We start from the raw sequence: 19,122 nt of genomic DNA on the forward strand, positions 1-19,122 counted from the left end.
CTATCCTCCTCCAAAATGGTATTTCGGGTCTAGTATCTCTTTATGGAATTTTGGTGTAACAATCAGCATATTATCCATATCATAAACACCACCACGATTAATAGGAGTTTTATGATGTATTTGATACGAACTTACTTTACCATCATGTTGACATTTGGCTGCTTTAGGTGCTTTCCCCTGAGCCATCCTTTTCTTATTAGCCTTCGAAAAACCCTCAACTAATTTTGGATCTTTTGCTACTTCTTTCCAAAAGGCAGCTCGGAAATCATCAAAACTATCAAAAGATTTACCACGTAATTTATCTGCTACAGATTTAGGAAATACACCAGCATTTCCATGTATACCCTTCAACCATTTTTTCCAATTGAATTACCATTTCTGATGCAATTTCTGGTAAATTTCTAGGACTTAATCCTAAAGGATCAAACCAACTATTTATATTTGGTGAGAATTCATAAAGGTTCTCACCACTTTTCAACTCAATCGGATCCTGATTCACAAACCGCCCCGCCTCAGGCTCGTAATACCGCATCAGGTTATAGTGCAGCCCCGTCTCTTCATCATAATACTGGTTTTGCAATCTGAACGGCTGGTGAGCGTTCCGATAAACGCGTTCATCCTTTTTCAGACGACCCCAAGCGGTGTATTCGCCGTACCATAAGAGATTGCCGTGGATGTCGGTCATCTCGCGCGGGATGCCGATTTGGTCGTTGTGGAAATAGGCGAGGTATTGCGCTTCGTCTTGATTGTTACGGAAGACTTGGGCTAAGGGTTCGTAGCTGTCTTGGTCGGTGTAGATATAGGTGTAGTTGCCTTTGTAGGTGTACTCCTGAAGTAATCGCGTTCCGTCCCAGAGGAAATGGGTGCGTTTGGAGTCGGTACTCGTCCAAGCTAGTTTGTCTTGGCGTTCTTTGGAAAGCCTTCTGCCGAACGGGTCGTAGGCGTAGGTCCAAATCTCGGTGTTGCAGGCGGGCTTTTTGATCTCGGCTCGGACGAGTTAGTTTTCTATATCGTATTGGTAATAATGGTTTTCACTGTCGGTCAGCTTGCGGTAGATCTGGTTGCCATGTCCATTTGGCACCGTATTTTTCAAGCAAATCAAAGCTGGCTTGTGGTCCCATGCTACCTGATTTATAATCATGAAGAGGAGTGCCATTATCAGCCCACAACTTCTCGATACGGTCAATCAATTCCCAAGAAGCGCTAACTTCTTCCCAGTGGCTAAAGTTAGTTGAATCGTTATTCAATACATCGTAGATTAGCTTTTCATAAGGATCTGGTGAAGCACCTGTAGCTGTAGCATCAGTTCTGTAGTCAAGCGAATTATGTGCTAGTTTGAACTCTTCACCCACTTCTTTACCGTTAAGGCTGAGAGAGAAACCTTCTGTTGGTTGGATATAGATGGTCAAAATATTTGGTGCTAGAGGCTCTCCAAAAATTGAATCCATTTGCTTAAAGACAATATTGACATGCGTTCCCTTTTCAGTCATTCGTTTACCTGTACGGAAGAAGAATGGAACACCACGGAAACGGTCACTTTCAACAAAGAAGGCACCTGAAGCAAAGGTTTCTGTCATTGATTCTGGGTTGACATTTGGTTCGCTACGGTAAGAAATGTATTTCATGCCATCAACTTTACCAGAACGATATTGACCACGGATGAAGTGCTCTTTAAGCTCCTCATCTGTAGGGTGGTAAAGGTTCTTGAAGACCTTGATTTTCTCTGCGCGAATGTCATCCTTTGTAAAACTTGCAGGCTTGTCCATAGCAAGGAGTGACAAAAGCTGAAGTGTGTGGTTTTGAACCATGTCTCGAAGGGCACCAGACTCATCATAGTAGCCACCACGTTCTTCAACACCTAGACGCTCTGCAAAGGTAATCTGGACGTTATCAATATGTTCCCGATTCCAAACATTTTCAAAGATCATGTTGGCAAAACGAACTGCAAAGATACTCTGAATCATCTCTTTACCTAGGTAATGGTCGATACGGTAGATTTGCTCTTCGTTAAAAGTAGCTAGAAGCTCTTCGTTTAGTTTGCTTGCGGTTTCATAGTCTGTTCCAAAAGGTTTCTCAACGATTAAGCGTTCAAAGCCTTTACCGTCAACGATGTTTTCAGACTTGAGGTGTTTGGCAATGGTTCCAAAGAACTGAGGTGCCATAGACAAGAAGAAGAGCTTGTTGTGTTCAGCTTGGTATTTTTCATTGAGCTCAGCTTGTAATTGACGCAAAGCAATGTAATGTTCCGTATCATTCACATCATGGCTTTGATAGTAGAAGTGGCTAGCAAACTCTTGGGCTTGCTCGGTACTATCTGCCAAATCAAGGATGGACTCAACAACAACAGATTCGAAATATTCTTTACTCCAAGGTCTACGAGCTGTTCCAATAACTGCGAAATGCTCAGAAAGATTGCCTGATTTATAGAGTCTGAAAAGAGAAGGGTAGAGTTTGCGTTTAGCTAAATCTCCACTCGCACCGAAAATTGTAACAATAACCTTTGATGACATCTAGCTACCTAATTTCTAATTTTATTCCTAGTCGGGCTAGGGATGAGATTTCCTCATTTTCATAGTCTTTATTTTATCATAATTTTCAAAAAAATCAAAAAATCCAATACGCAATTAAAAAACTGCAAGGATTTCCTTACAGTTTCGTTTTATACGTTTAGGACCTTGTCTAAGAACTCTTTTAGACGAGGGTGTTGCGGATTATCAAAGATTTGGTCTGGAGTTCCATCTTCAAGGAATTCACCATCAGCCGTAAAGATAACACGATTGGCAACCTGACGAGCAAATCCCATCTCGTGGGTTACGATGATCATGGTCATACCTTGCTCTGCCAACTCCTTCATAACGTTCAAAACATCTCCAACCATCTCGGGGTCGAGAGCGGAAGTTGGTTCGTCAAAGAGCATGATGTCAGGATTCATGGCTAGGCCACGTGCGATAGCCACACGTTGTTTTTGACCACCTGAGAGACTATCTGGATTGGCTTGTGCCTTATCAGCTAGACCGACTTTTTCCAGCAATTCCATTCCCAATTTCTCAGCTTCAACCTTGGTCATCAATTTGTGTTCAACTGGAGCAAAGGTAATGTTATCTAAAACGGACATATGAGGGAAGAGGTTGAAGTGCTGGAAAACCATTCCGATGTTTTCACGGACGTGGTCAACGTTGGTCGTTTTTTCAGTCAAGTCGTGACCATTAACCATGATATGGCCACTCGTTCCCTCCTCTAGCAGGTTGAGGCTACGAAGGAAGGTTGATTTACCAGAACCAGAAGGCCCAATGATACAGACAACGTCCCCTTCATAGAACTTAGTTGTAATTCCTTTTAGGACCTTATTTTTTCCATATTGTTTATGTAAGTCATTGACTTCGATTTTTAATTTTGCCATTAACGAATCCTCTTTTCTAAGCCTTTGGCTAGTCTAGTCAAAAGCGTGATGATGATAAGATAGAAGATAGCAAGGATTGCATACATCTTGAAACTTTGGTAGTTACGGGCAATGATAATCTTACCAGTTTGGAAAAGTTCTACCAGACCGATAGCTGACACGATAGTCGTATCTTTAAGAGCGATAACGAACTGGTTGACGAAGTTTGGAAGCATGAGCTTAGTTGCTTGCGGCAAGATAATCTTACGCATGGTTTTTCCATAAGAGATACCAAGACTGCGGCTGGCCTCCATTTGACCAACTGGAACAGCTTGGATACCACCACGAACAATTTCAGCAATATAAGCAGCTGAATTGAGCGAAAGGGCAATAGTACCAGCCACAAAGTCGTTGATTGGACTTTGCTGCCCAGTGATAGATTCGATGAAGTTTGGAATTCCCCAGAAGATGAAAGCGGCAAGAATCATCAAAGGAATACCACGAATGACATCCACAAAAATCTCTGAAATGACTCTGAGTGATTTGTATGGACTAACGCTGAACATACCAAAGATAATCCCAATCACGATGGCAATCGCAAACGAAATAAGGGCTAAAGCGAGAGTGATTCCAAGCCCGCTAAGGAGTTGTTTGTAGTTGTTTTGAAGCAAGCCCCAGATAGTGGTTTCGTCAACTGTACTTGTAGAAGCAGTTGTTCCACTTGCTAGATACTTGTCGAGAATTTTTTGGAATTCTCCATTAGCTTTGAGGTTGGCAAGTCCCTTATTGAACATCTGAATCAACTCTGGATTGCTGCCTTTCTTGACTGCAAAGGCTGTTTCACCGATTGGAGTTCCAACGATCGGCGTTTTCAATTTTTGACCTTGGCTGATCGAATATTTGAGAACAGGCTCATCATCCATCACGGCATCGATAGCCCCAGTATTGAGACTGTCATACATTGATGCACCATCTGCAAAAGTCTTAATCTTGTAACCGTATTTGCTTTGGTTCTTCGTAAGGAATGTTTGAGAAGCTGTCCCGTTCTTTACACCAACGGTTTTATCCTTGAGATCCTCATAAGAAGCGATAGTGCTTGATTCTTTTACACCGAGAATGGTATTAGCTGTGTAGTAGGAATCTGAGAAGTCAAATGTAGCTTTACGAGCATCCGTAACAGACATTCCAGCGATAATACCATCTGCTTGTCCTGCTTGAACAGCGCTAATAGCTGCGTCAAATCCAGGATTAATAATTTCAATCTCAAATCCTTGATCCTTGGTAATAGCCTTGATCAAGTCCATATCAATACCAGTGTACTCGTTGCTTGAATTTTGAAATACAAAGGGAGCAAAAGATGAATCACTTGCAATAACATACTTAGATTTAACTGTATCAGCTTTTACTACTCCTAGTGAGAAAATGGGAAATAAAATTAGCAAAAATGCTAGGATTTTTTTCTTCATTTTAAGTCTCCTTTCTGAATATTTTCCCATTATAACAGAAAATATTTCAGAAGGCAAATTTTAAGACTTTTTATGTAAGAAAATATAACACGGATTTATATCCTTGATAAATCCAGAGATAATGAATCTGGTGGATTTTATGGTAAAATAGAAGGATAGAAAAATGCAGATGAGGCAATCATGATAAATCGAATTACAGATAATAAATTTAAGTTAGTATCAAAATACCAACCTTCAGGAGATCAACCCCAAGCGATTGAACAGTTGGTTGATAATATCGAGGGTGGAGAAAAAGCCCAAATTCTGATGGGGGCGACTGGTACTGGGAAGACCTATACCATGAGTCAGGTCATTTCCAAAGTCAATAAACCAACTCTGGTCATTGCTCATAACAAGACTCTTGCTGGTCAGCTCTATGGAGAATTTAAGGAATTTTTCCCAGAAAATGCAGTTGAGTACTTCGTATCCTACTATGATTATTACCAGCCAGAGGCCTATGTCCCTTCTAGCGATACCTACATTGAGAAGGATAGTTCCGTCAATGACGAGATTGATAAGCTTCGCCACTCAGCGACTTCAGCCCTTTTGGAGCGTAATGATGTCATCGTTGTGGCTTCTGTCTCTTGTATCTATGGTTTGGGTTCGCCTAAGGAATATTCTGATAGCGTCGTGAGTTTGCGTCCAGGTCTGGAGATTTCTCGTGATAAACTCTTGAATGACTTGGTCGATATCCAGTTTGAACGCAATGATATTGATTTCCAACGAGGAAGATTTCGTGTTCGCGGGGATGTGGTGGAGATTTTCCCAGCTTCTCGAGATGAACACGCTTTTCGAGTAGAGTTCTTCGGTGATGAGATTGACCGTATCCGAGAAGTTGAGGCGCTGACAGGTCAAGTCCTTGGTGAAGTCGATCATTTGGCGATTTTCCCAGCGACTCACTTTGTGACCAATGACGATCATATGGAAGTTGCGATTGCCAAGATTCAAGCAGAATTAGAGGAGCAGTTAGCTGTCTTTGAGAAGGAAGGCAAACTGCTGGAAGCTCAGCGTTTGAAACAGAGGACAGAGTATGATATCGAGATGTTACGTGAGATGGGTTATACCAACGGTGTTGAAAACTACTCACGTCACATGGATGGTCGTAGCGAAGGAGAGCCTCCTTATACGCTTCTTGATTTCTTCCCAGATGATTTCTTGATCATGATTGATGAAAGTCACATGACCATGGGGCAGATTAAGGGCATGTACAATGGAGACCGTTCGCGTAAGGAAATGCTGGTCAATTATGGTTTCCGTTTACCGTCCGCCTTGGACAATCGTCCCCTTCGTCGTGAAGAATTTGAGAGTCATGTTCATCAGATTGTTTACGTTTCAGCGACACCTGGTGACTATGAAAACGAACAGACCGAGACAGTGATCGAGCAAATCATTCGTCCGACAGGGCTTCTAGATCCTGAAGTGGAAGTTCGTCCAACTATGGGACAGATTGATGACCTCTTAGGTGAAATCAATGCCCGTGTTGAAAAGAATGAACGGACCTTTATTACCACCTTGACCAAGAAAATGGCAGAAGACTTGACCGACTACTTCAAGGAAATGGGCATCAAGGTCAAGTATATGCACTCGGATATCAAGACCTTGGAACGGACGGAAATTATCCGTGACTTGCGCTTGGGTGTCTTTGATGTCTTGGTCGGAATCAATCTCCTTCGTGAAGGGATTGACGTTCCTGAAGTGAGTCTCGTAGCTATTCTTGATGCTGACAAGGAAGGTTTCCTTCGTAACGAACGTGGTCTCATCCAGACCATTGGACGTGCTGCCCGTAATAGCGAAGGCCATGTTATCATGTATGCAGACACGATGACCCAGTCTATGCAACGAGCTATAGATGAAACGGCTCGTCGCCGCAAAATCCAGATGGCTTATAATGAAGAACATGGTATTGTACCTCAGACAATCAAGAAAGAAATCCGTGACCTGATTGCTGTAACTAAGGCAGTTGCCAAGGAAGAGGATAAGGAAGTCGATATCAACAGTCTCAATAAACAAGAACGCAAAGAACTCGTCAAGAAACTGGAGAAACAAATGCAAGAAGCCGTCGAAGTGCTTGACTTTGAACTGGCAGCTCAGATCCGTGATATGATGTTGGAAGTTAAGGCGTTGGGGTAGAGAAGGAGAAAAATAAATGGATCTTACTATCAAGCAGATGGAAACTCCTGAAGAGATAGAAGGTAAGTCCCTCGTTCATTGGCAGACGTGGAGAGAGGCTTATGACGACCTTTTACCTGCAGAATTTCAGGAGACAATGACATTAGAAAGATGTCGATTCTTTAGTCAAAAATATCCAGAAAATACATTGATTGCGATGGATGGCATGAAGGTAGTTGGTTTTATCAGTTATGGAAACTTTCGAGATGTGGCTATTCAAGCTGGCGAAATTATTGCCTTATATGTTTTAAAAGACTATTATGGAAAAGGTATTGCTCAGAAGTTAATGAAGGAAGCTCTGACGACTCTTGAACAGTTCTCTGAAATATTCTTATGGGTATTAAAAGAGAATAAGCGAGCCATTGCTTTTTATCAAAAAATGGGTTTTACTTTTGATGGTCAAGAAAAAATACTTGAACTTGGAAAACCGATCACTGAAATTAGAATGGTATATAAGAAATCATCAAAATTTGAGAGTTAAATGCAAGGACAGTTGTGATTTGTTTTCAGATTGCAAAATCAACAAATGATTACGTTTTAAAATATATTTTAAATAGAGGGAAGTTATTATGAAATTGAAAGAGAAAACTTATGAGAACTCATCGGGCTTAGATTCTGTTCGTTTTTGGTTACAAGGGCATCGATTTGTCAAATTTATGCTTGATATTATCTTTTATATCATCTTGTTCCTAGTTATAGAATTTACAACATCACAGAACAAAAGCATTCCAGCTGATTTTCGGTACAGAGAGCTTTTATTTCCCTTGCAATTGAATCTTTTTATCTTGGGTAATAGGTTCTATGCTCTCTTTTTGTCAGTGAAAACTGAAAAAGAAAGGACCCTTAAAAGATTTTGTGAACCCTTTATTTATATCAATGTCCTTAGCTTCATTTTTCAACTGATTGGTGTGAGAAAAAGAGGAAGAGTTGTTCTCTCACCTTTGTTTTCACTGGAGTCTTCCTATATCTGGTTCCCTATTGTCGTCTACCTTCTGGTCTTGATGTTAACGTTGGCAATCTTCTTTCTCTCTAAAGCTTCAAAAAAAGAGGTAGATGAAAATGAAGATGAGTAGACAAATGAAGTACAAGACAAAAGAAAAGTCTTCTTGGACTAAGATGATTTATCTTTGGATGGAAAGGCACCGAAGGATTGGTCAACTCCTGGATACGAGTGTGTTATTCGGATCTTTGTTTGTATCATTTCTTTCTGCCTCTTTCATTGGTTCTCCATTCCCAAACTTAAACTATCTTTCTCCCTTAAGCTTTAATCTTTTCCTTCTGCTCTTATCAACCTATTTCCTTGTCTTTCGTTTTAGTAGTGATAAACTTCAGAAATGGCGTTACTTTTCATGGGGATTTATTGGGTTCAATGGTCTTCTTTTTCCCTTTCATCTCTTGGTGGGTCTGAATTGGCTAGGACGTCGTAAGTCAACGAATTTCCCCCCTATAATTTCTATGGATCCGGCCTATGTCTGGGCTCCTATTGTAAGTTATCTCTTTTTCTTTTTCTTAGGGCTGGGCATTCTGCTTTTGGTTATACGGATAGAAAAGAGAAGAAGGAGGCGTAAATGGAACGAAAGATTAAGAAACCAAAGAAGATCAAACAGCAGAAGATCAAAATGAGAAAAATCCATAAAAAGGATTCTTTGATAGCTCACGTCCAATTGTGGATGGGAAGGCATCCAAAGCTTGCTTCTTTTATGGATGGTGGCATAATATTATTTTCTATTTTTGGTATTATGTATGTGTTGTTTGGGACAACACTTATCCCGAAACCATATCAGGAAATGTCCTATGTCTTGCCAATTATTATGAATTTTGTCTTTTTGGTGTACACACTCTATCAAGGTATTTTTAGAGATGGTTTTAGTGAAAAGACTTCAGTACAAGGATTTTTACAACCTTTTCTATACATAAATGGATCTATTTTTCTTCTCCACTTACTTGTTGGGGTGAAAGGGAGAAATGTTAAAAAAATTCCTTCCCTATTATCTGTTGATTATCGCTACATCTGGCTTCCAATTGCTACCTATCTAATCTTTTTCATCATTGCAGCGATATTAATGGTCATTTTGAAATATAAGGACAAAAAGAGGAATAATCATGACAAAAGAAAATCGAACTAGGTTATTTTCATTTAAAACACTCTATTTGGCTTTGCTGACCTTTGTGATTTTTCATTTGGTGTTGTTGGTTTTTGGCCTATCCTTTACGCCAGTTTTGTGGAATAGTTGGTTTTTTATTCTTTGTTTGACCTTCCTAATCCATCCCTGGAGAATCTTTTATAGAACAAGAGATTTTCAATGGTATCACCTTATTTTTCAAATATTTAGTGGATTGGTGACATTTTACCTTTGGTTTGTAGCATTTTTTGCTTTGTCAATCATGTCGGATCCAGCCATTCCCATTAATATAGACTATCACATACAAGATAAGGAAATCATCATTGTTAGAGGTTTTGTGGTCCATAGTACCTATGAACATCATGAATTGATCAATCCCTTTATCATGAAGTCAGAAGTAAAATACAACGAAGATACATTTTAATAACTTAGAAAGCGAGCAAATCTATGTCCCGTGCCCAAGCAACCATTTTAACCAACATCTGTCTGATTGAAGACATTGAAACTAAGCGAGTAGTCATGCAATATCGCTCTCCTGAAAACAATCGCTGGTCTGGCTATGCCTTTCCAGGAGGACATGTTGAGAATGGCGAGGCCTTTGCCGAGTCTGTCATTCGTGAGATTTATGAAGAAACTGGTTTGACCATTCAAAATCCCCAACTGGTCGGCATTAAAAACTGGCCCTTAGATACAGGTGGGCGCTACATCGTTGTTTGTTATAAGGCGACAGAGTTTACTGGAAGTCTCCAATCCTCAGAGGAAGGAGAAGTATCTTGGGTGCAAAAAGACCAGATTCCAAACTTGGAACTGGCCTATGATATGTTGCCTTTGATGGAAATGATGGAAGCACCTGACAAGTCTGAGTTCTTCTATCGCCGCCGTACAGAGGACGGCTGGGAGAAAGAAATTTTTTAGTTGTATGATTACTGGAACGGTGTTAACCTTTAATGATTGGTACTTAAATATAGGATAAGTATGTCGGTGTATTTCAACTGAATACTTCAATATTTCCTATTCTTCTTTTCTATCTTTATCTTTAACAATCTCCACCTTCAATTTTGAAATCGGAGATGTTTTATTTTATGGTATAATCTTAAGATATGAAAGGAAGTAAAAGAAAATGACTGATAAGGTAATTGAACAATATGCAAAACAAGATAATCTTGACATTAGAGTAAAGCTACATAAGAAGTATTCAAAAAATAAATTAGGGTTTAATAATTGGATATTTTCCAACTACCAAATCACTGATGAGGTAAAGGTCCTAGAATTGGGATGTGGTACAGGAGAACTATGGAAAAGTAATAGTGATTCTATTGATAGAATGAAGCAGTTGGTTGTTACAGATTTTTCTGAAGATATGGTAAAAACAACGAAGTCAGTGATTGGAAATAGGAACAATGTCAACTATACAATAATGGATATTCAAAAGATTTCTTTTGAGAATGAAACGTTTGATATTGTTATTGCTAATATGCTTTTACATCATGTAAATGATATTCCTAAAGCTCTCTCCGAGGTGAATAGAATCTTAAAAACAGGAGGCATTTTTTACTGTGCCACATTTGGTGAAAATGGAGTTGTAGATTATTTGGCAAGTTTATTTAAAGATGAGATTAATCAAGATTTGGAAAATAAAACGTTTACTTTACAAAATGGCAAAAGCCAACTGAGTATGTATTTTGACTCTGTCGAAACATTACTCTATGATGATGAGTTACAGGTAACTAGTATAGATGACCTAGTTAAATACATTCAATCCTTTAAAGGAATTTCAGAAATAGGTTCGCTAGAAGAAAAAGTCATTCGTAAAAGATTAGAAATGCATTTTCATAAGGGTATGTTAATCATTCCTAAAGAATATGGTATGTTTATTGCTCGAAAAGAAAATTAAGGGAACGATATTGTAAAAAATTTGGAGAAAATTTTCAATGTAAAATTAAACGGATAGTGTTTAGAGCATGTTACAGCTAATTCTCCATATATAAACCTCAAATTTTTAGATTTGAAGAAGTATGTTGGGTGCAAAAAGACCAGATTCCAAATTTGGAACTGGCCTATGATATGTTGCCTTTGATGGAAATGATGGAAGCACCTGACAAGTCTGAGTTCTTCTATCGCCACCGCACAGAGGACGGCTGGGAGAAAGAAATTTTCTAGTCTTTTACCAAATAACCTAACTGATCCAAGGCCTCCTCGATATAGTGGAGGTCTTGTTGTGTTTCTGCTTCAACAAGGTGGTAATGGATGCCGTCTGTCAATTCAGAAAGGGGTCTAAAGTCTGAATTCTCGACTTGTTCCAGAAAGTGCTGGACATCTCGGCGGCAAGTGAGTTTGAGTAGGGTTTCAATTTCGCCATAAACGGGATGATCGATTAAGATATTTTGAACGCGTCCGCCATTGTCTACAATGGCTAGTAGTTCCTGACCGATTTCTTCCAGTTCATGTTTCACTTTAAAGAGTTTGTGAACGTAGGGGCTGGCATCATTTTCTTTGTAGATATAACCACGATTGGTGGATAGGATAGGAGCCCCATCTGCTCGGAGAATAGCGATGTCCTGTACAATGACCTGACGCGTAACATGAAAGTGTTCAGCCAAGGTTTGACCATTGAGAGCTTTTGGCGCTTCTTTTAATAGTTTGAGAAGAGCTTGTTTGCGATCCTTTGTCATAGTTTTTCCTTTTAGCGACGTTTTCGAAGCACTTTATAGACAGCTAGTGCTAATGTATAGTCTACCATACTATGGACGATTGTGCCAAAACCAACTAGGACAAAGAGAACATAAAACATATTTTCAACATTTGTCCCTGAAGTAGCATAAAAGATGATACAAGCTATTACTTCAGCGATAGCATGAACAACACCCAAAACAAAGTTAAAAATCCAAGATGCCTTTGGTTTATCCAAGGTTTCAGGGAATTTCTTTAAGTACAAAGCCCCCAAAGTACCAAAAACGATGTGAGAGAAGGCACGGAGTACAATAACAGGCGGATAGCCTGCCATCAGAAAACCAAGACTAGAAGCAATAATCACAAAAGCAGCCATCAAAGGCGAAAGAAACATGGCGATAAAGATGGGGATATGACTTCCCAAGGTGTAAGAAGCCGGTGGGATAACGATTTTAAAAGGCATAATGATTGGAATCAAAATCGCTATTGCAGTGAGTAGGGCAGTCATGGTCATAAACTGCGTTTTTTTCCGTATATCCATAAGAACCTCCATTTATCTGTATATACACAAGTATAGTACAATAAATCACTAATCAAGTCAAGAAGCATTATTGATTTTTCAGGAAAATTTGGTTAAAATGTGGTAAAGAATAATAGGACCCGAGGAGAAATTGTGATGATACTTTTTGTTTACCTAATCGTGGTAATCGTGATGATGTCAAAACAGAAAAGTGAAGGGAAAATAGTCTCAGGTTGGACTCGTTTCCTAGTTTACAGTTTATTGGTCCTGTCGCTACTCTCTCTATTAGCAAGTGGCCTGGCTGTTTCACTTTTTAGCCTTCCTTTATTAGGTTTTCTTTTGATGGCAGCAATACTCGAAATTGCTTATTTCGTCAGATTGGTGATTGCATTTGGTTTGGTTTTTCTATCACTAACCCTATACTTGGATAGTCAGAAAAGTCAGCAACCTACCCCTCTTTCGTATCATCTCCTGCGCTTTGGCTTTCACATTCTATTGATGTTTCTCATGTTTTAAATGCTAAACTCCACCTTCAGGATGAAAGTGGAGTTGATTTTTTATTTCTTCAGGGTTTCAAGGCGTGGGACAATTGCTACTGTTAGAACGGCAGAAATGACAAGCTCGGCAATTGAGTTTGTAGAAATAACGGTTGCCAGAAGTTTTTGAATATTGCCGTCGAAGACATTTCCAAAAAGGAAGAAGATTCCCCCAAGGACAAAGACGGTGTTGGTAAGGGAACCGAGAGCACCAGCAAAGATGAGACCCGTTCTGTTTTTTAATAATTTATAAACCAAGTAAGGTGTCAGCCCAATCAAAACGCGAGGGACAATAGCGATAATAGCAGAATAGATATTTCCGTTCGGTACGAATGGTGAGAAGAGGTAGCTGGTTGGAAGGATGGTAATCGTGTTTACCGTTAAGCTCAATAGTCCCATAAGAAAACCAAGTGTAACCCCAACCCGAGGTCCATAGATGATACTAGCAATAATGACTGGAATATGAACGATAGTTGGTTTGATTGGAAATGGGAAGAGATTAAAGAGGAGAGAACTCAAAAAGTGGATAACGAGCATAACTGCAAAAAAGATAGCAATTGGAGCAATGTTAGAGCGTTTGTTCATTGAGGGTTTCCTTTATTCTTTCTAAAATAGTATTCAGGTCAGCTAGGGCGCCTTTGCCGTGATCGCCACAGGCTAGTAGAGATTCTTTTGGAGAGATGATCTGATAACCATAGGTCTCTAATGTTTTTAGATTAGCCTGGGTTGCCGGATGGTCATACATCTTTGTATTCATGGCTGGCGCGACTAACTTTTTGACGTGTTCTGGCAGGGCAAGTGCTGTACTTGTCACCATGTTGTCCGCAAATCCATGGGCTAACTTTGCGATGGTATTAGCAGTAGCTGGGGCTACAATAAAAAGGTCAGTTCTTTTGCCTAGTTCGATATGATTGACTTGATCAGGAGCTGGTTCCTTCATGACATAAAGGTGGACAGGATTTTGAGAGAGGACCTGTAGTGTCAACGGTTGGATAAACTCTCTCGCCGCCTCAGTCATTAAGACAGTGACCTCATGGCCTTGTTTTTTCAAAGAACTGACTAGGTCAGCGGCTTTATAGGAGGCAATGGAACCTGTCACTGCGATGAGAATATTTGCCATGGCTTTCCTTTCTATGAATCGTATGCTTGAATTTTTTCAAGGAGGAGGTTTGCTATTTCCTCTTTGGTTTGAACGGTTTGGAGTTGCTCTTTCTCAACAAAGATTGCGCGATGCTGGTTTGCTGAAATTTGAGTCAGGTCATTTGCAATGATTAAGTCTGCTTGGTTCTTGATAAGACTCTGTCTAGCAATTTCTATGAGATAATCTTCAGAGACATCAACCAGCAATTTAAACCCAATCAGATGAATGGCAGGATTCCATTCTTTGACCAGAGAGATGATTTTGGGTGTTTTTTTCAGGAATAAGACCTGAACCTCATCAGTTGAAGAAATCTTAGTCTGATGATTCTGCTTGTTTAAGAATTCTTCTAAATTGGAGCTAGCCTGTACCTCCTCAAACCCCGTCATATAAACAGGAGTGTAGTCAGACACAGCCATTGAGTGGATTAAGACCTGATATTCCTTAACAAGTTCTTGCATCACAACTAGAAGGTCGTTGGTATTATCAATTTCTCGAATGCTTAGGTTGGGATGAGCTTCTGACTTCAGAGCTCGTTTTGTCGTTATTAAACAAACTTCATGCCCCGCAGCAAGCAGAGTTTCTGTGATGATTTTCCCCAAGCGACCTGTAGAATGGTTAGTAATAGAGCGGACACTATCAATAGCTTCACTGGTACCGCCCGATGTGACTAAAATTTTCATAGGACTATTGTACACAAAAATAAACAGTAAGTAAAATGAAAGTGATAAAATTTTGCTAAAACAAAGCTACACTATAGTTTATAACTATAAAGCCATATAAAATTTTTAAAAGAGCCCTAAAAATCTTGAAATTCAGAAAATTTACGAACGTTTAGAGAGTTTATGGATGTTAAAAATCTTGTTTTGTGTTATAATGAATTATCACATTAGAGGTTAGAGGAGTTTTGAATGAAAACAGATATTGAAATCGCACAGAGTATTGAGTTGAAGCCAATCGTTGATGTTGTTGAGAAACTTGGTATTTCTTACGACGATTTGGAATTGTACGGGAAGTATAAGGCTAAACTCAGCTTTGACAAAATTCGTGCAGTTGAGAGCAATCCAGTTGGTAAATTGATCTTGGTTACTGCCATCAATCCAACACCAGCAGGTGAAGGAAAATCAACTATTACTATTGGTCTTGCGGATGCCTTGAACAAGATTGGCAAGAAAACCATGATTGCTATCCGCGAACCATCTCTTGGTCCAGTCATGGGGATTAAGGGTGGTGCAGCTGGTGGTGGTTACGCCCAAGTACTTCCAATGGAGGACATCAACCTCCACTTTACGGGGGATATGCATGCCATTACAACAGCCAACAATGCTCTTTCAGCCTTGATTGACAATCACTTGCACCAAGGAAATGAGCTGGGAATCGACCAACGTCGTATTCTCTGGAAACGTGTAGTGGACTTGAACGACCGCGCCCTTCGTCATGTAACCGTTGGACTTGGTGGTCCTCTAAACGGTATTCCTCGTGAGGATGGTTTTGATATTACAGTTGCTTCAGAAATCATGGCCATTCTTTGCTTGGCAACGGACATCGAGGACTTGAAACGTCGTTTGGCGAATATCGTTATTGGCTATCGCTATGACCGTACACCAGTTACTGTTGGTGATTTACAGGTTGAGGGAGCATTAGCATTGATTTTGAAAGATGCTATCAAACCGAACTTGGTTCAGACAATTTACGGTACACCTGCCTTTGTACACGGTGGTCCATTTGCCAATATCGCTCATGGATGTAACTCTGTTTTGGCAACAAGCACAGCCCTTCGCTTGGCTGATTATACTGTTACTGAAGCTGGTTTTGGTGCGGACCTTGGTGCTGAGAAATTCCTTGACATTAAGACACCAAACTTGCCAACATCTCCAGATGCAGTTGTCATCGTTGCAACCCTTCGTGCCCTTAAGATGAATGGTGGTGTAGCTAAGGACGCTTTGACAGAGGAAAATGTAGAAGCAGTTCGTGCAGGTTTTGCTAACTTGAAACGTCACGTTGAAAATATTCGTAAGTTTGGTATTCCAGCAGTTGTTGCGATTAACGAATTTGTCACTGATACAGAAGCTGAAATTGCAGCCTTGAAAGAACTTTGTGCTTCTATTGATGTGCCAGTTGAACTAGCAAGTGTCTGGGCTGATGGGGCAGAAGGTGGTGTAGCACTTGCCGAAACGCTTGTCAAGACTATCTCTGAAAATCCAGCAAACTATACTCGTCTTTATAACAATGACCTTTCTGTCCAAGAAAAGATTGAAAAAATTGTCACTGAAATCTACCGTGGTAGCAAAGTGAACTTTGAGAAGAAAGCCCAAACGCAAATCGCTCAAATCGTTCAAAACGGATGGGACAAATTGCCAATCTGTATGGCGAAAACTCAGTACAGTTTCTCTGACAATCCAAATGCACTTGGAGCACCAGAAAACTTTGAAATTACCATCCGTGAATTGGTACCAAAATTAGGTGCGGGCTTCATCGTTGCCCTAACTGGTGATGTCATGACCATGCCAGGACTTCCAAAACGTCCAGCCGCTCTTAATATGGATGTTGAAACCGACGGAACAGTTTTAGGCTTGTTCTAGTATATTGCAATTGATTTCAAATGAGTTTGGAAATAATATCCAATCTCATTTTTTTATCTAGATTTAAGGAGTTGTCTTCAGCTGATGATAGAGTTACTTTCTAGACGCAATCAGTCTAGCTAAAGATATTTTCTCTAATTTCTGATATAATAGAAACATTGACTTCAAGAGTAAGGAAGAGAAAATGAACGCATTATTGAATGGAATGAATGACCGTCAAGCCGAGGCGGTGCAAACAACAGAAGGTCCATTATTGATCATGGCGGGGGCTGGTTCTGGGAAGACCCGAGTTTTGACCCACCGTATTGCTTATTTGATTGATGAAAAGATGGTCAATCCTTGGAATATCTTGGCCATTACCTTTACCAATAAGGCGGCGCGTGAGATGAAGGAGCGTGCCTATGGCCTCAATCCAGCAACTCAGGACTGCCTAATTGCGACCTTTCACTCCATGTGTGTTCGCATCCTGCGTCGCGATGCGGATCATATTGGCTACAATCGGAACTTCACTATTGTAGATCCAGGAGAGCAACGAACTCTCATGAAGCGCATTCTCAAGCAATTAAACTTGGATCCGAAAAAATGGAATGAACGGACTATTTTGGGAACCATTTCCAATGCTAAGAATGACCTAATTGATGATGTGGCTTATGCTGCTCAAGCTGCTGATATGTATACGCAAATCGTGGCCCAGTGTTATACGGCCTATCAAAAGGAGCTTCGTCAGTCTGAGTCCGTTGACTTTGATGATTTGATTATGCTGACCCTGCGTCTCTTTGATCAGAATCCTGATGTCTTGACCTACTATCAGCAGAAGTTCCAATATATCCACGTTGATGAGTACCAAGATACCAACCATGCCCAGTACCAACTGGTCAAACTCTTGGCTTCACGCTTTAAAAACATCTGCGTAGTCGGTGATGCGGACCAGTCCATCTATGGTTGGCGTGGGGCTGATATGCAGAATATCTTGGATTTTGAGAAAGATTATCCTAAAGCCAAGGTCGTTTTGTTAGAGGAGAATTATCGTTCAACCAAAACCATTCTCCAAGCTGCCAATGATGTTATTAAAAATAATAAAAATCGTCGACCTAAGAATCTCTGGACCCAGAATGCTGATGGGGAGAAGATTATTTACTATCGTGCAAATGACGAACAAGATGAGGCTGTTTTTGTAGCCAAAACCATCGATGAACTTGGTCGTAGTCAAAACTTCCTCCACAAGGATTTTGCAGTTCTTTATCGGACTAACGCCCAGTCTCGTACTATTGAAGAGGCCCTCCTAAAGTCCAATATTCCTTATACTATGGTCGGCGGGACTAAGTTCTACAGCCGTAAGGAAATCCGTGATATTATTGCTTATCTGAATCTTATTGCCAATTTAAGTGACAATATCAGTTTTGAGCGTATTATCAACGAGCCTAAGCGCGGAATTGGTCCAGGAACGGTTGAGAAAATCCGTGATTTTGCGAATATGCAAGAGATGTCTATGCTGGATGCTTCAGCCAATATTATGTTGTCTGGCATCAAAGGAAAAGCAGCCCAGTCTATCTGGGATTTTGCCAATATGATTCTGGATTTGCGGGAGCAATTGGACCAATTAAGCATTACTGAATTGGTTGAGGCAGTTTTAGATAAAACAGGTTATGTCGAGATTCTTAATACCCAAGCAACCTTGGAAAGCAAGGCTCGGGTTGAGAATATCGAAGAGTTCCTATCTGTTACTAAGAATTTTGACGATAATCCTGATAGTCAAGAAGAGGAAACAGGTTTAGATAAACTTAGTCGTTTCTTGAATGACTTGGCTTTGATTGCTGATACGGATTCAGGCAGTCAGGAGACATCAGAAGTGACCTTGATGACCTTGCACGCAGCTAAGGGACTTGAGTTCCCAGTTGTCTTTATCATTGGGATGGAGGAAAATGTCTTTCCGCTTAGCCGCGCAGCTGAAGATCCTGATGAACTGGAAGAAGAACGCCGTTTGGCCTATGTCGGTATCACACGCGCAGAAAAGATCCTTTATCTGACCAATGCCAACTCTCGCTTGCTTTTTGGGCGTACCAACTACAATCGTCCAACTCGTTTTATCAATGAAATTAGTTCGGACTTGCTTGAGTATCAAGGTTTGGCCCGTCCAGCGAATACTAGCTTTAAAGCCTCTTATAGCGGTGGTGGGATTACTTTCGGTCAAGGTATGAGCTTAGCTCAGGCCCTTCAAGAACGGAAACGCAATGCCGCACCAAGCTCTATCCAGTCAAGTGGTCTTCCATTTGGACAGTTTGCAGGAGGAAATAAAAAAGATTCGACTGATACAAGTTGGTCTATTGGGGATATTGCTCTCCACAAGAAGTGGGGAGAGGGAACGGTCCTTGAAGTTTCAGGTAGCGGTGCTACGCAGGAACTGAAAATTAATTTCCCAGAAGTGGGTCTGAAAAAACTTCTAGCCAGCGTAGCTCCAATTAAGAAAAAAATCTAATTTTTCATCCTTCTCACGAATAAT

At 40.3% G+C, this 19,122-nt stretch carries 20 protein-coding genes and 1 pseudogene; 11 read left to right on the top strand and 10 right to left on the bottom strand.

The window, feature by feature from the left end; all coding sequences use genetic code 11:
* The 5 genes from A0739_RS02845 to A0739_RS02865 all read right to left on the bottom strand — a co-directional run bounded on the left by A0739_RS02845 (window position 1) and on the right by A0739_RS02865 (window position 4,845).
* Entirely contained in the window at window positions 1-351 is a 351-nt protein-coding gene (locus A0739_RS02845; RefSeq protein ID WP_196755703.1) for an HNH endonuclease signature motif containing protein, read from the bottom strand.
* Window positions 314-982, bottom strand: a complete 669-nt coding sequence (locus A0739_RS10840; protein ID WP_414162709.1) for an RHS repeat domain-containing protein — start codon at window positions 980-982, stop codon at window positions 314-316. The genes A0739_RS02845 and A0739_RS10840 overlap by 38 nt, the downstream gene beginning before the upstream one ends.
* Before the next feature lie 49 nt (window positions 983-1,031).
* Window positions 1,032-2,510 carry a glucose-6-phosphate dehydrogenase gene (gene zwf, locus A0739_RS02855; RefSeq protein WP_061586998.1) on the bottom strand — a complete coding sequence of 493 codons (1,479 nt, stop codon included), beginning with the start codon at window positions 2,508-2,510 and terminating at the stop codon, window positions 1,032-1,034.
* 149 nt (window positions 2,511-2,659) lie between these two features.
* On the bottom strand, window positions 2,660-3,400 hold the full coding sequence (locus A0739_RS02860; RefSeq protein WP_061586999.1) for an amino acid ABC transporter ATP-binding protein: 741 nt from the start codon (window positions 3,398-3,400) through the stop codon (window positions 2,660-2,662).
* Window positions 3,400-4,845 carry an amino acid ABC transporter substrate-binding protein/permease gene (locus A0739_RS02865; protein ID WP_082243792.1) on the bottom strand — a complete coding sequence of 482 codons (1,446 nt, stop codon included), beginning with the start codon at window positions 4,843-4,845 and terminating at the stop codon, window positions 3,400-3,402. Before A0739_RS02865 ends, A0739_RS02860 begins: the two co-directional genes overlap by 1 nt.
* A 180-nt stretch (window positions 4,846-5,025) precedes the next feature.
* On the opposite strand from A0739_RS02865, the gene uvrB reads away from it, so the two are divergent.
* From uvrB to A0739_RS02910, 8 genes and pseudogenes are all read left to right on the top strand, one after another.
* Window positions 5,026-7,014, top strand: a complete 1,989-nt coding sequence (uvrB, locus tag A0739_RS02870; protein WP_061587000.1) for an excinuclease ABC subunit UvrB — start codon at window positions 5,026-5,028, stop codon at window positions 7,012-7,014.
* A gap of 16 nt (window positions 7,015-7,030) precedes the next feature.
* Window positions 7,031-7,534 carry a GNAT family N-acetyltransferase gene (locus A0739_RS02875; protein WP_061587001.1) on the top strand — a complete coding sequence of 168 codons (504 nt, stop codon included), beginning with the start codon at window positions 7,031-7,033 and terminating at the stop codon, window positions 7,532-7,534.
* 88 nt (window positions 7,535-7,622) lie between these two features.
* Entirely contained in the window at window positions 7,623-8,126 is a 504-nt protein-coding gene (locus tag A0739_RS02880; RefSeq protein WP_061587002.1) for a hypothetical protein, read from the top strand.
* A gap of 495 nt (window positions 8,127-8,621) precedes the next feature.
* Window positions 8,622-9,179 carry a hypothetical protein gene (locus A0739_RS02890; protein WP_061587003.1) on the top strand — a complete coding sequence of 186 codons (558 nt, stop codon included), beginning with the start codon at window positions 8,622-8,624 and terminating at the stop codon, window positions 9,177-9,179.
* Window positions 9,157-9,600, top strand: a complete 444-nt coding sequence (locus tag A0739_RS02895; RefSeq protein ID WP_061587004.1) for a hypothetical protein — start codon at window positions 9,157-9,159, stop codon at window positions 9,598-9,600. Before A0739_RS02890 ends, A0739_RS02895 begins: the two co-directional genes overlap by 23 nt.
* A gap of 23 nt (window positions 9,601-9,623) precedes the next feature.
* Window positions 9,624-10,091 (top strand): 8-oxo-dGTP diphosphatase, encoded by a 468-nt coding sequence (locus tag A0739_RS02900; protein WP_061587005.1) that lies wholly within the window; start codon window positions 9,624-9,626, stop codon window positions 10,089-10,091.
* Window positions 10,092-10,296: 205 nt separating this feature from the next.
* The gene (locus A0739_RS02905) at window positions 10,297-11,070 is read left to right on the top strand and encodes a class I SAM-dependent methyltransferase (protein WP_061587006.1); all 774 of its coding nucleotides are present in this window, start codon (window positions 10,297-10,299) and stop codon (window positions 11,068-11,070) included.
* Window positions 11,071-11,186: 116 nt separating this feature from the next.
* Window positions 11,187-11,336, top strand: a pseudogene (locus A0739_RS02910) (8-oxo-dGTP diphosphatase); the annotation flags it as partial.
* Here A0739_RS02910 and A0739_RS02915 read toward each other — a convergent pair.
* Entirely contained in the window at window positions 11,333-11,848 is a 516-nt protein-coding gene (locus A0739_RS02915) for a transcription repressor NadR (RefSeq protein ID WP_000159158.1), read from the bottom strand. The pseudogene A0739_RS02910 and the gene A0739_RS02915 sit on opposite strands and share 4 nt — an antisense overlap.
* 11 nt (window positions 11,849-11,859) lie before the next feature.
* On the bottom strand, window positions 11,860-12,387 hold the full coding sequence (locus A0739_RS02920; protein WP_000354644.1) for an ECF transporter S component: 528 nt from the start codon (window positions 12,385-12,387) through the stop codon (window positions 11,860-11,862).
* A 135-nt stretch (window positions 12,388-12,522) separates the two neighbouring features.
* Between A0739_RS02920 and A0739_RS02925 the strand changes: the two genes are divergently transcribed.
* Window positions 12,523-12,882 carry a hypothetical protein gene (locus A0739_RS02925; RefSeq protein WP_061587007.1) on the top strand — a complete coding sequence of 120 codons (360 nt, stop codon included), beginning with the start codon at window positions 12,523-12,525 and terminating at the stop codon, window positions 12,880-12,882.
* 41 nt (window positions 12,883-12,923) lie between these two features.
* On the opposite strand, the gene A0739_RS02930 is transcribed toward A0739_RS02925, so the two are convergent.
* The 3 genes from A0739_RS02930 to coaB are packed head-to-tail and all read right to left on the bottom strand — an operon-like array spanning window position 12,924 to window position 14,723.
* Complete coding sequence (locus A0739_RS02930; protein ID WP_001042723.1) at window positions 12,924-13,487, bottom strand: ECF transporter S component; 564 nt, start codon at window positions 13,485-13,487, stop codon at window positions 12,924-12,926.
* Window positions 13,471-14,022, bottom strand: a complete 552-nt coding sequence (coaC, locus tag A0739_RS02935) for a phosphopantothenoylcysteine decarboxylase (RefSeq protein WP_061587008.1) — start codon at window positions 14,020-14,022, stop codon at window positions 13,471-13,473. The genes A0739_RS02930 and coaC overlap by 17 nt, the downstream gene beginning before the upstream one ends.
* An 11-nt stretch (window positions 14,023-14,033) precedes the next feature.
* A complete protein-coding gene (gene coaB, locus A0739_RS02940) occupies window positions 14,034-14,723 on the bottom strand; it encodes a phosphopantothenate--cysteine ligase (RefSeq protein WP_061587009.1) in 690 nt (229 codons plus the stop codon).
* 228 nt (window positions 14,724-14,951) lie between these two features.
* Between coaB and A0739_RS02945 the strand changes: the two genes are divergently transcribed.
* Entirely contained in the window at window positions 14,952-16,622 is a 1,671-nt protein-coding gene (locus tag A0739_RS02945) for a formate--tetrahydrofolate ligase (RefSeq protein WP_061587010.1), read from the top strand.
* A gap of 184 nt (window positions 16,623-16,806) precedes the next feature.
* Window positions 16,807-19,098, top strand: a complete 2,292-nt coding sequence (pcrA, locus tag A0739_RS02950; RefSeq protein ID WP_061587011.1) for a DNA helicase PcrA — start codon at window positions 16,807-16,809, stop codon at window positions 19,096-19,098.
* The last annotated feature ends 24 nt before the right edge of the window (window positions 19,099-19,122 follow it).

It is taken from the genome of Streptococcus oralis (genome assembly GCF_001588645.1).
GTDB classification, from domain to species: domain Bacteria; phylum Bacillota; class Bacilli; order Lactobacillales; family Streptococcaceae; genus Streptococcus; species Streptococcus oralis_AB.